This is a genomic window from Paraburkholderia kururiensis (assembly GCF_034424375.1).
GTDB classification, from domain to species: Bacteria; Pseudomonadota; Gammaproteobacteria; order Burkholderiales; family Burkholderiaceae; genus Paraburkholderia; species Paraburkholderia kururiensis_A.
The window spans coordinates 2,359,423-2,372,211 of the sequence record NZ_CP139965.1 but is presented as its reverse complement, the minus strand read 5'-3'; the positions used below and the strand labels follow the sequence as shown (position 1 = coordinate 2,372,211).

At 64.9% G+C, this 12,789-nt stretch carries 9 protein-coding genes; 8 read left to right on the top strand and 1 reads right to left on the bottom strand.

Features of this window, described 5'->3' with window-relative positions; all coding sequences use genetic code 11:
* Positions 1-6 precede the first annotated feature (6 nt).
* The 4 genes from U0042_RS10620 (at position 7) to U0042_RS10605 (ending at position 8,541) form a co-directional block, all read left to right on the top strand.
* Positions 7-2,319, top strand: coding sequence for a hypothetical protein (locus U0042_RS10620; protein WP_419150523.1), 2,313 nt, complete (start codon positions 7-9; stop codon positions 2,317-2,319).
* A gap of 199 nt (positions 2,320-2,518) precedes the next feature.
* Positions 2,519-3,985: a flippase gene (locus U0042_RS10615; protein WP_114810879.1), complete on the top strand. Its 1,467-nt coding sequence runs from the start codon at positions 2,519-2,521 to the stop codon at positions 3,983-3,985.
* Positions 3,982-6,468: a glycosyltransferase family 4 protein gene (locus tag U0042_RS10610; protein WP_114810880.1), complete on the top strand. Its 2,487-nt coding sequence runs from the start codon at positions 3,982-3,984 to the stop codon at positions 6,466-6,468. The genes U0042_RS10615 and U0042_RS10610 overlap by 4 nt, the downstream gene beginning before the upstream one ends.
* Before the next feature lie 177 nt (positions 6,469-6,645).
* Positions 6,646-8,541: an SMP-30/gluconolactonase/LRE family protein gene (locus U0042_RS10605; protein ID WP_232833356.1), complete on the top strand. Its 1,896-nt coding sequence runs from the start codon at positions 6,646-6,648 to the stop codon at positions 8,539-8,541.
* Here the strand turns inward: U0042_RS10605 and U0042_RS10600 are convergent.
* Positions 8,523-9,797 (bottom strand): acyltransferase family protein, encoded by a 1,275-nt coding sequence (locus U0042_RS10600; protein ID WP_114810882.1) that lies wholly within the window; start codon positions 9,795-9,797, stop codon positions 8,523-8,525. The two genes, U0042_RS10605 and U0042_RS10600, sit on opposite strands and share 19 nt — an antisense overlap.
* Before the next feature lie 231 nt (positions 9,798-10,028).
* On the opposite strand from U0042_RS10600, the gene U0042_RS10595 reads away from it, so the two are divergent.
* The 4 genes from U0042_RS10595 (at position 10,029) to U0042_RS10580 (ending at position 12,787) form a co-directional block, all read left to right on the top strand.
* Positions 10,029-10,217, top strand: a complete 189-nt coding sequence (locus tag U0042_RS10595; protein WP_157977812.1) for a hypothetical protein — start codon at positions 10,029-10,031, stop codon at positions 10,215-10,217.
* A gap of 292 nt (positions 10,218-10,509) precedes the next feature.
* A complete protein-coding gene (gene galU / locus U0042_RS10590) occupies positions 10,510-11,403 on the top strand; it encodes a UTP--glucose-1-phosphate uridylyltransferase GalU (protein WP_114810883.1) in 894 nt (297 codons plus the stop codon).
* Positions 11,404-12,048: 645 nt separating this feature from the next.
* The gene (locus tag U0042_RS10585; RefSeq protein WP_114810884.1) at positions 12,049-12,228 is read left to right on the top strand and encodes a Flp family type IVb pilin; all 180 of its coding nucleotides are present in this window, start codon (positions 12,049-12,051) and stop codon (positions 12,226-12,228) included.
* A 49-nt stretch (positions 12,229-12,277) separates the two neighbouring features.
* Positions 12,278-12,787: an A24 family peptidase gene (locus U0042_RS10580; protein ID WP_198665296.1), complete on the top strand. Its 510-nt coding sequence runs from the start codon at positions 12,278-12,280 to the stop codon at positions 12,785-12,787.
* Positions 12,788-12,789 lie beyond the last annotated feature (2 nt).

Here is a 12,789-nt window from a genome sequence, read left to right as displayed (position 1 = left end):
TCGTACGTGTCGTTGCACCGGCGCTTCAATGCGCCGCGAAGGCGGCTTGCGGCCACGCTCGCCTGTGCGTTCGTTGCGGCATCGATCGCCATCGCGCCGCGCTGCGCGCACGCACAGACCGAAGCCAGGACGCTCGATGCAAAGACTTCGTGGATCGGCAACACGTTCGGTTACGGGGACGGCACGTGGGTGCAGATCAACATCACCGCCATTGCCGTTGCGCCGGACGGCAAGGTGTACACCAACGCGCCGTGGGACGAGAGCGGCGCCGAAATCAGCGTGTACCAGAACGGCAAGGCGCTCGGCTTTGCGGGCGGCACGCACGGCTGGGGCAACAGCGGCGGCAACGCCATCGCGGTGAACCGGCGCTATGTCTTCGCGGCCGTGGCGGTGGGCAACGAACGCGGCCATCTGAAGGGCCCCGGCATCTGGCCGGACAAGGGGCGCCAGTGGTACGGCATCACGCGCCGCGAGATCAGCGACCCGAAGCAGGCCGCGCCTTTTCAGCCGCAAGCGCAACCTCAAGCGAAAGCGGTTGATCCGCACGCACGGCTCGCTGCGAGTTTCCTGATGGTCAACGACGTGCCCGCACCCGGCACGAACGCGGCCGACACGGCGAACGACGACAGCGGCAACAAAACAGGCACGACCAGCGAAATTGGCGGGCTCGCGGCGAACGACACCACGCTTTACGCGGCCAACACAGCACGCAATCGCATCGAGGTCTACGACGCCGAATCGATGACGTTGAAGACGAAGTGGGACGTGCCCGAGCCGGGCCGCATGGCGCTCGCGCCCGACGGCACGCTATGGGTGCTGACCGGCACGCACAGCGGCAAGGCGCCGCGCGTCGCGCACTACACGGCCGCGGGCCGCGCAATCGACGATGCGTTCGCGTTGCCGGCCGACACCGTGGCCGTCGATATCGCCGCGGATTCGCAGGGCCGCGTGCTCGTCGCGGACAACGGCCCGCGCCAGCAGGTGTTGATCTACAGCCGCAGCGGCGGCCGCTATACGCAAACGGCGACGCTCGGCGAACGTGGCGGCATCTTCGCGGGCGTAGCGGGCCGGCCGGGACCGCAGCGCTTCAACGGGCTCACCGGCGTGGGCGTGGACGCGGGCGGCAACATCTACGTCGCGACCAACGGCATCGGACCGCCCGATAGCGCGAGCGGCCACAACGGCCCGCTCGGCGCGGGTCTGGGCGCCACGCTGGAAAGCTACGCGCCCGACGGCAAGCGCGTGTGGCAACTGCAAGGGCTGCTGTTCGTGGATGGCGCGTCGGTGGACCCGTCGCAGCCCGACAGCGTCTACACGGGCAACAAGCGGTTCGTGCTCGATCTGTCGAAACCGGCCGGAGAAGACTGGACCTACGCGGGTTTCCTCTCGAACCGTTTTCGCTATCCCGAAGACCCGGTCTTCAGCACGGACCAGTGGCCGGGGTTGCCCACGGTACGCAGGCTCAAGGGCCGCACGTTCCTCTACCTCACCGACATGTATGCGGACCACCTGAAGATCTATCGCTTCGATCCGCAACATGACGGCGAAACCGCGATTCCTTCGGGCTTCATCGCGGGCCGCGCGAAGGCCGTGGCCCGCGTGCCGAATGCGCCGCCGGGCGGCGACTGGATCTGGCGCGACGACAACGGCAACGGCCGGTTCGATGCGAACGAGTTCGACCTCAACACGAGCGGCACGAAGCTCGCGGGGGGTTGGGGCTGGTGGATCGATACGGCCGGCGACATCTGGCGCACACGCGACGCGAAGGGCATCTACCGCTTCCGCTTCGGTGGGCTCGATTCGAAAGGGAATCCTAAGTATTCGTACACGGACCTCACGGCGTATGCGGTGCCCGCGCCGTTCACGGAATTGCGCCGCGCCCTCTACGAGCCCGAGACCGACACGCTCTACGCCACGGGCTATACACAGGACGCACCGCCGGACCGCGCGTTCTGGAAGGAAGCGGGCCGCGTGCTGGTGCGCTACGACCACTGGTCGTGCGGCAAGCCCGAGGCGCGCTACACGATCGCGCTGCCGTGGAACACGCAGTCGAAGCCCATTGCCACCGCCATCGGCGTGACGGTGGAAGGGCAGTACCTGTTCGTGGTGGAGCCGGTGGGCATTGTGCACGTCTACGACAAGGCGAGCGGCAAGGAAGTGGGCGTGATCCGCCCGGGACCCGAGGTAGGCCGCGCATCGGGCTGGGTCGACGTGCCGTTCGGCGTGAGCGCCTACCGGCGCAGCAACGGCGAGTACCTCGTCTTCGTGGAGGAAGACGCGCGCGGCAAGGTGATGATGTATCGCTGGAAGCCGGCTTGAGGTTTGAGGTTTCGGGTCAGGGATTCGCGAGCAACAGCAAGGACCAACGCTACCCGGCGCGAATATTTTTATCTACGGGAAAACCCGGCTGCGCCGATTTTTTACGTGCTTTACTGCAGCGCGGCCCGCACGGCAGGCCGCACGTTTCGGGCGAAACCCCGCCCTGGGCGCATGCACTTTCCACGCAAAGGCTTCATTGATGGACAAAGGCATCCTCAAAAACGTCGCAATCAATTTCTTCGGGCTCGTGCTGCCGACCTTCGTGTCGCTCGTCACGGTGCCGTCGTACATCCATCTGCTCGGCGTGGAGCGCTATGGCGTGATCGCGCTCGTGTGGACGTTGATCGGCTACTTCAGCGTGCTCGACCTCGGCATGAGCATGGCGGCGCAGAACCATATTTCGAAGGCGCGTGCCTCGAACGACGAAGACGAATGCGCCGACGTGTTCTGGAGCGCCTTCTGGCTCAATCTGGGCACCGGCGTGATCGGCGGGCTGCTCATCTACTTCGGCGCGTTCATCTATACGGCGTACTTCACGAAGGTGCCGCCTGCGCTTCAACACGAGGTCTACATGGCGCTGCCGTGGCTCGCCGTGGCCATTCCCGTGGCGAACGTGTCGTGGGTGTTCGCGGGCGCGATCAACGGCGCGGAACGCTTCGGCATCTACAACACGAACCAGACCATCGGCACCTTCCTGTTCCAGCTGCTGCCGCTCGGCGCCGCGTGGCTCATCGCGCCGAACCTGCAGAACGTGATTGCGGCCGCCGTGGTGGCGCGCCTGATCGCGGCCTGGCTGCTCGGACGTTCGGCGCTGCGCGTGCTCGGGCTCAAGCGCCTGCGCGGGCCGCGGCTCGGTACTTCGAAGGCGCTCTTCAGCTTCGGCGGATGGATGCTCGTGGCGAGCGTGACCAACATGGTGGCCGAGTCGCTGGACCGCGTGCTGCTGGGCACGGGTCTGGGCGCACGTTTCGTCACGTATTACACCGTGCCGCAGAACCTCGTCACGCGGCTCAATATCGTGCCGAACGCGCTCGTGCGTACCTTGTTTCCGCGCTTGTCCGCCGTGCGTCGCGACCATGCCGACGAGATCGCGCGCCAATCCCTGGAATTCCTGAATGGTGTGTTCACGCCGGTCGCGCTGGTGGCCACCCTCGTGCTGGAGCCGTTTCTGCGGCTATGGGTGGGCAACGTCATCGCGAACGAAGCGGCGCCTGTGGGCCGCATTCTCATCATCGGCGTGTGGCTCGTGGGGCAGGCCAGCGTCACGCGCATTCTCATCCAGTCGCAGAACAACCCCGCTGCCGCTGCGCGTGTGGGCCTCATCGAACTGCCCATTTTCGCGGGGCTATTGTGGTTCGGCATCGCGCATTTCGGGCTGGCGGGCGCGGCGGTGGCCGTCGTGGCGCGCGCGCTGTTCGACTACGTGGTGCTGCTGTACCTGAGCCGCATTCACATGCGGCCCATTCTGCTCGACATGCTGCCGCATCTCGCGTTTCTCGCAGGCAGCCTGTATCTGGCGAGCCTCGTGCCCACGCTCGCCATGGCCATTGCCGCCTGCGCGGCCGTGGTGGCGGCCAACGTCTTGTGGTCGATCACGACGACACCCGCGCTGCGCGAACTCGCCCGTTCGCTGCTGCTGCGGCTGAATCCGAGGAAAAGCGCATGAATCCCGAACTGCTCGAACCCACCGCTCTGCAACCGGTGCCGCTCGCGCGCACCGAGGTTTCCGACGCTGCCGCGACGCCGGCCGTGGCGCGCCGGTCCGCACCGGCACGCCGCACGCCGGCGCGCAACCGGCCCGTGCGTATCGCGATCGTGCATGACTGGCTCGTCACCTATGCCGGTGCCGAACGCGTGCTCGAACAGATCGTGGCGTGCTTCCCCGACGCGGACCTCTTCGCGCTGGTCGATTTTCTCGACGACCGCACGTTCCTGCGCGGCAAGCCCGTAACGACCTCGTTCATCCAGAACCTGCCGTTCGCGCGCACGAAGTACCGCTCGTACCTGCCGCTCATGCCGCTCGCCATCGAGCAGCTCGACGTGTCGGGCTACGACGTCGTCATCTCGAGCAGCCACGCGGTGGCCAAGGGCGTGCTCACGGGACCGGACCAGATTCACATCAGCTACGTGCATTCGCCAATCCGCTATGCGTGGGACCTCCAGCATCAATACCTGCAGGAATCGAAGCTCACCAACGGGCCGAAGTCCGCGGCCGCGCGTCTGATCCTGCATTACATCCGCACCTGGGACATCCGCACGGCGAACGCGGTAGACCACTTCGTCGCCAATTCGGAGTTCATCGCGCGGCGCATTCACAAGGTCTATCAGCGTGATGCGCAGGTGGTGTTTCCGCCCGTGGACGTCGAGGCGTTCACGCTCAACACGCAGAAGGACGACTTCTATCTGACCGCTTCGCGCATGGTGCCGTACAAGAAGATCGACCTCATCGTGGAGGCCTTTGCCCAGATGCCCGAGCGCAAGCTCGTGGTGATCGGCGACGGGCCCGACATGCAGAAGATCCGCGCGAAGGCGGCGCCCAACGTCGAGATCATGGGCTATCAGCCGTTCGCGGTTCTGCAGGACCGTATGCGTCGTGCGAAGGCCTTCGTGTTCGCGGCGGAAGAGGACTTCGGCATTTCGGTGGTCGAGGCGCAGGCGTGCGGCACGCCCGTGATCGCGTTCGGCAAGGGCGGGGCGCTGGAAACCGTGCGCGATCTTTCGGAGCCGAGACCCACGGGCCTCTTCTTCGACGAGCAACGCGCCGATTCGATCGTGGCCGCAGTGGAAACATTCGAAGCGAACGCGCGCGCGTTCTCGCCCGCGGACTGTCGCGCCAATGCCGAGCGCTTTTCGGTGACGCATTTTCGCGAGCGCTTCTTTTCGCTCGTGCGCTCGGCCGTGCCTGCACTCGAAGGTGTGACGCTGCCGGCACCGGGTGGGGTGCCGCTTAACGACGCGAAAGCATCTGCCGCCTCGCGCGCGCTACGCGTGCTCGCGGTGGACCAGAGCGGCGTGCTGGGCGGCGCCGAACTTTCGTTGCTCGAAATCGTGAAGGCGCTGCGCGAACGTATCGAAGTCGTGCTGTTCGAAGACGGACCGTTCCGCACGGCGCTGGATGCGGCGGGCGTCACGGTCAACGTGCTCGAAGCGGGCGCACTGCGTGCCGTGCGCAAGCAGGGCCGTGCGTTGCCGAAGGGCAAGGTGCTGGCGAGTGTCGTGGGGCTCGTGCGCAAGACCGCGCAACGCGCGCAGCGCGTCGACGTGATCTATGCCAACACGCAGCGCGCAATGGTGATCGGCGCGCTGGCGGGCCGGCTCGCGAAGCGGCCCGTGGTCTGGCATCTGCGCGACATCGTGAGCCCCGCGCATTTCGGCGCGGCGCAGCGCACCATCATCAAATGGTGCGCGAAGCTCGGCATCGCGCACGTCATCGCGAACTCGCAGGCCTCGGCGAAAGCGTTCGCCGCGCTCACGCAGTTCGACGAAACGCGCATCGACGTGGTGTTCAACGGCATCGACGAAGCGCCGTTCGAAGCCCTGCGCGAGATGCCGCCCGCGCGGTTGCGCGCGCGCCTCGGGCTGCCGCTGGACGCGTATCTGGTCGGCTCGTTCAGCCGCCTCGCGCGCTGGAAAGGGCAGCACGTGCTGCTCGAAGCGATGGTGCTCAACCCGCAGATGCACGCGGTGCTGGTGGGCGCGCCGCTCTTTGGCGAAGACGCTTACGAAGCGGAGTTACGTGCCTACGTGCTCGCGAAGGGCCTGGGCGAGCGCGTGCATTTTCTCGGCTTTCAGCGCGACATCGCGGCCTGCATGCGGGCGGTGGATGTCGTCGCGCACACCTCGATCACGCCCGAGCCCTTCGGGCGCGTGGTGGTGGAAGGCATGCTCGCCGCGCGCCCGGTCGTGGCCGCACGCGACGGCGGCGTACTGGAGATCGTGGATGACGGCGTGAACGGCCTCTTGTGCCCGCCCGGCGATGCGCACGCGCTGGCCGACACGCTTGCCGAACTGCGCGCGGATGCCGCGCTGCGCGAGCGGCTGGTGGCCAACGGCTTGCAGACCGCACGGCGCCGCTTCGGCACGAAGACGTATGTGGACGGCGTGGAACGCATTTTGCGAAAAGTAGCGGCCGCGAAAGCGAAAGGGTAGCGAAGCGGTAGCGTCAATCACGGAGCATCGGTCATGGTGGCGGGACAGAACAAGCAGAAGAAGAGAGAGACGCGCCAGCGCGCCGGCGAAACCACCGGGCAGCCGTGCGCTATCAGGATTCCTGAACGAATTCGGTCGAACCTCACACGTGTTGCTCGCGCGACGATGGCCGTCGCGATGGCAACCGCCGTCGGTACGGTGATCGCTATCGCACCCGAGGCTCACGCGCAATACACCACCGACTGGCTTGCGAACACCTACGGCACGATCGCCGCACACGTCGGCAACGGGGCGCGCTCCATGTGGGTTTCGCCCGAAGGCGTGATCTACACCTCGTCGCTCTGGGACGAGAACGAAGGCGGCGTCGCGATCTACCAGAACGGTCAGAGCATGGGCTCGATCGGCATTCATAGCGAGTTCCAGGGCAGCGCGATCACGGGCAACGTCACGTCCCTCTTTGCGGCGCTCCAGTACAGCACCGCGTACGGCAGCGGCGCAGTGGGCCGCTATAACCGCACCACCGGCACGCGCGACCTGCTGATTCAGGTGAGCGCGTGGAATGCCGTTACGCGCGGCGACGTCATCACCGGCCTCGCCACCGCGGGCTCGCTGCTCTACGCCAGCGATTTCCCCGGCAACCGTGTGCGCGTGTACACCACCGACGGCACCTGGCAGCGCGACATCAACATCACGGGCCCCGGCGCACTGGCCGTGGACAGCAGCGGCAACCTCTGGGTCGCGCAGCAGAGCACGGGCGCCGTGACCGGGTTCAGCCCGAGCGGCCAGTTGCTCAACACGATCCAGATGGCAACGAACGCGCGCCCGTCGGCGCTGTACTTCGACGCATCGTCAGGTCAACTGATGGTGGGCGACGAAGGGCCGGACATGAACATCAAGCTCTACAGCGTCGCGGGTACGCCGACGCTCGTGGGCACGTTCGGCGTGACGGGCGGCTACCTGGACAGTACGACCGGCGTGAAAGGGCAGGTGGGCGCGAAACGGTTCACGCGCGTGGTGGGTATCAGCAAGGACGCCGCGGGCAATCTCTACGTGCTGAACAACCCCTGGGGCGGCGGCTGGGACCTGGGCCGCAACGGCGCAACCGACATTCACTCGTACGACCCGGCCGGCAATCTGCGCTGGAAGCTGCAGGCGCTCAATTTCGAGGCTGCCGCCGCGCCCGACCCCGTGACCGACGGCGCGCTGTTCTACAGCGGCAACGAGGTCTACACGGGAACAGCGGGCGGCACCTACGTGGCGAACACCATCGATCCGTTCACCTATCCAACGGATCCGCGCCTCGACATGAACGACACGCAGCGCGGCCAGCACTTCGGGCAGCTCGTGGCCGTGAACGGCAACCGCATTCTCGTCGCGTCGGGCCAGAACCCCGGCGCCTTCAACTTCTATCACTTCAACCCGGCGAGCGGTTACGTCGCGATACCGGACGGGTCGCTGCCGGGCACCGCGTTCAATACGACGCGGCAGGTAACAGGCGGCTTCTGCATCGACAGCCGCGGCGACATCTGGGCCGGCCTCGATCGCACGAACCACATCTACCACTATCCGCTCACCGGTTTCGACGCGAGCGGCAAGCCCACGTGGGGCGCGCCCGTCACGATCCGCATTCCGACGAGTATTCGTCCGCTCACGCGCATCATCTACCTGCCCGAAAGCGACACGATGATCCTCGCGCAAGGCATTGCTGGCAGCTGGGACTGGACGGCGATGAGCACGCGTATCGAGGTGTATCACGGGTGGAACGCCGGCAACACCACGACGCCGAATCCGGTGATCAACCTGACGAGCGCCAATGCGAAGTCGATGGCAGCCGCGGGCCACTATCTGTTCCTCGGCTACGTGCACACCGTGCCGAACATCGACGTGTTCGACCTCAACACCGGCGCGCTCACCACCACGCTCGTGAACACCAACACGAGCGCGATGGATGTGGGCAACGACGTGGACTCCATGTATGGCGTGCGCGCCTATTTGCGCTCGACGGGCGAATACGTGATTACCAAGGACAACTACAACGGATCGAGCCTCGTGGTCTATCGCTGGACGCCTTGAGGCGTTACCCGCGGTTTGGCCGCGCGAGGCTTGAGGCTCGCGGACCAGCGCATGGCGGGCAGCTCGACGAGGCGGTGGAAGAGCCACGCGACAGGCAGCACCGCGAGCATGAACGCGAACGACGGCCAGATCGCAAGCTGCAGTTCGGAGCGGAAGAACACTGAACCGAGCAGCACGAAGATGGGCAGATGGATCAGATAGAGCGAGTAGCTGAAGTCGCCGAAACGCGAGAGCACACCGAGTGCGAGGTGCGGCGCGCCGTTGCCAGCGCCTGCCGCTACGCCGCGGCTTGCGGATTGCCGGGCGAGTGCCGCATAGAGCCAGCACGCGAACCCCGCCGCCCAAAGCTGGAACGCACCGTACTGGCCGAAGTGGAACGCGCCGCAGCCCAGCACGATGAGTGCGGCCGCGGCGGCATACCAGAGGCGCGACGGCTGTGCGCGCGGCGCAGTAGCACTTGACGCCGAAGCGGAGCGCATGGCCCCGGCGTCGGCAATCCACGCGCCCAGCATCCACGAAAGCCAGTACGACGTGAAGAACTGCAGATCGTGCCGCTCGAGCAGCCAGGCCGACGCCACGTTGACGAGCGCGACCAGCGCCACGATGGCCGGCATGCCGATGCGCTTTCTGAGCGCGAACACGAGCGGATAGACGGCGTAGAACTGGACTTCGAGCGAGAGGGTCCACAGCGCGCCGTTCGAGCCATAGGTCTTGCCGGCCACGCCTTGCAGCGAGAACAGATTGACGAGGAACGCCTCCAGCCCGATGTCGCGAATCTTGTGGCTCACGGGCGGCAGTTGCAGGCTCACGGAGTCGAGCAGGAACGTGAGAATCAGGGCGGCCAGCAGCACCGGATAGATGCGGGCGAAACGGCGCGCCCAGAAATTAAGGGTGTCGAGCCGGTAAGCCGGTTGTGCGGCAAGCCGTTGCGCGGCGCCGCGATGAATGCAATAGCCGCTGATCACGAAAAAGATCGGCACGCCCGCGGAGCCCCACGCAACGGGCAGCGTCAGCCACGCGGCAATGGCGCCAGGGGAGAGCGAATGCCCCATGGTTTGATGGAAGCTCTGCATGCCGACCCACACCACCTGGCGGCAGTGAAAGTAGGCGACCAGCAGCGCCGCGAAGCCGCGCATGGCATCGATGAGGTGCTCCTTGCCGGCTGCCGTATCGACACGCAGCGTGTCGCCCACGGTTTCGCGGACAGCGGCGACGCGCAGGGACGAACCGGCGGCATCGAGTGCGGGATCGCTCATTCGGGTCCTCGGTGACGGATGACGGGAGGGTGACCGGCGCCCTCGAGCGCCTGGCTCAATCGTAGTGCAGCGGGGCGGCCAAAAATGCAGTGAAAAAATCGATAAAAAATCGCGCTGTCACTCAATGCGATGGCGTGTGCATGGAATAAGGCATTCAAAAAAAGCACGGCCTTTTCATCCGGATTCCCGACGGAATTATTTGCCCTTTTTTTCGTGTTAACGTGATTCCCGGTGAATCTCGGCGAATCTCGGATTCTTCTGTTCAAGGGTAAAGCTATGAACCTGCATCTGCTGGCGGGCATTGCCGTCATCCTGATTCTCGTGGCCGCGTCGGCCTATCGGGAAGCCTTGCGTAACGAGCCGATCAGGCGCTTCACGACGTCTTCGGGCAAGTTGCCTGAAGCCGATGAAACCGAGTAGACTGGCATTCCGCTCGGGTATGCGTGGCATTTCGTATCGATTATGCCGCTCGGGCTCTTCTGGCCGGAAAATCGTGCTGCGTCGTCCTTTCTGCACGCGCAAATCTTTCCGGCGGCGCTCACCGCATCGGTTCGGTTCCGCGCATACCGCCTGTTTTTTTCCTGCTAGCGTATTCGGACAGGCAATGAATACGCAATGCCACAAAAATAACTTCCACCAGTCTTCTCGGGGATGCCGGCTCGCCGCTGCACGGGCGTGCCGTATATCGGCAATCGATGGGGGAATACCTGTAATGCTAAAAGTTACCAAAGCTGTCTTTCCTGTGGCTGGTCTCGGGACACGCTTTCTGCCCGCTACCAAGGCAAGCCCGAAGGAGATGCTGCCCATCGTCGACAAACCGCTGATCCAGTACGCGGTAGAAGAGGCGATCGCAGCCGGCATCACGGAGATGATCTTCGTGACGGGCCGCAGCAAGCGCGCCATTGAAGACCATTTCGACAAGTCGTACGAGATCGAGGCAGAACTCGAAGCGCGCCGCAAGGACAAGCTGCTCGAACTCGTGCGCAGTATCAAGCCGAGTCACGTGGACTGCTTCTACGTGCGCCAGCCCGAAGCGCTGGGTCTCGGGCATGCGGTGCTGTGCGCCGAAAAGCTCGTGGGCGACAGCCCGTTCGCCGTGATTCTCGCGGACGACCTGCTGCACAGCACGACGCCTGTCATGAAGCAGCTGGTCAACGTCTTCAACCACTATCACAGCTCGGTGGTGGGCGTGGAGACCATTCCGCGCGAGCACAGCCGCTCCTATGGCGTGGTGGACGGCCGCGAATGGGAAGAGGACGTCATCAAGCTCTCGGGCATCGTCGAGAAGCCGGCGCCCGAAGTGGCGCCTTCGAATCTCGGCGTGGTGGGTCGCTACGTGTTGATGCCGACCATCTTCAAGCACATTCGCGCGCTGAATCCCGGTGCGGGCGGCGAGCTTCAGCTGACCGACGCCCTGCAATCGCTGCTTGCCGAAGAACAGGTGCTGGCGTACCGCTATCACGGCACGCGCTTCGACTGCGGCAGCAAGATCGGCTACCTCAAGGCGACGGTGGAATTCGCGCTGCGCCATCCCGAGGTCAAGGACGAGTTCGAGGAATATCTGCAGGCGTATCTGCCCACGATGATCACGGCCGCCGCGGCCTGACTCAGGTCCGTCCCCGCACGCCGGGGGCGCACGGCACGAGCCACATTTCCGATGTACGACGGGCGACCGGTTCACCACCGGTCGCCCGTTTTTCGTTTTGCGTATCGCTCGCCCAGTGCGAAAGACGGCTTGCCAGTGCGGCGATTCGTAGCGTCGTCGCTGGAAAGGGCGGGCAAGCGTCGCACCAGGGAAAACACCAGGCGCGGGCCGAAACTGGTGTTCCATGCACGGTTCGCTTTTTTCGAAGTCCAAAACGATGTGCGGGAAAAAGTGCCGTTTTGGGACGAGCCAATTCGTCGGATCATAGTGTCTTGGCCTTGAACTAGAAGGCCAATTTAAGCGCGCCCCCACTCGCGTCCCAATCGCGCTCTTCGTCGTATCGAACGCTGCGCCACACGTGGCCACACGCCCGACCTTGCACGTCACGGCAATTGCGCAAGAGAGACGTTGATATGAATCAAATAGAACACCTACGTTTCTTGTCGCCTCCATACCAGGGAAAACGATCCTTCATCTCGTATTCCTAAAGATAAAAAAGGGCTCGCCGTTAACTTGCCTAGCCATCGTGGGTCCGTATTTCCGTAATCGTTTTACGGACACCAGGAGGGCCGCCCTTGTTCAACTCCCTGGGAAAAGGAACCTCAAATGCGCAAACTTCTGAAGGCATTTGTCCGCGACGAACGTGGCGTGAGCGCCATGGAGTACGCGATCATGGCAGGCATCGTTGCAGTCGCGCTGACCGCTGTCGGCACCGCGTTCGACACCAGCATCGGCACCCTGTTCACGAATCTCTTTACGAAGATCACCACGGCTTCGGCGAGCTGATTCGTCTGGGAGGGGAGTCTGCCAGCGTGCTGGTTCCCCTGCTTGCATCATGCCGTTAGTTTCTCTTGCCCTGCGGGCCGTGGCGCTGGCCGTGCTGTTTTCGCTCGCCGTCATCGACGTTCGTGCGCGACGCTTGCCCACGCGCTCCGTGCTCGCATTCGGGCTGCTTTTCTTTGCGGATGCGCTTGCGGTTCATCGCAGCGCGTCCGACGTGCTCTCCCATGTGGCGCTGGCCTGCGTGGTGTTCGCGGTCTGTGCCGTGCTGTTCGCGCTGGGCTGGATGGGCGGCGGCGACGCCAAACTGGCCGCCGCTGTCTTTCTGTGGGCCGGCCCGCCGCTTTCGTGGCCGGCGCTCGTGCTGATATCGGTGAGCGGCACCGTGGTCGCGCTTCTGAGCCTCGCGACGCAGCGCCTGGACCCGCGGCATCGTGCGCGAGCGGTGCGGGCGCTCGCGATGTTTTCGGGCACGCGCGGCGTGCCGTATGGCGTGGCGCTGGCTGCGGGCGGCACGGCCGTGATCGGTCTGCCCGCGTGGTTCTCGCTGCTGGCTGTGCGATAGGA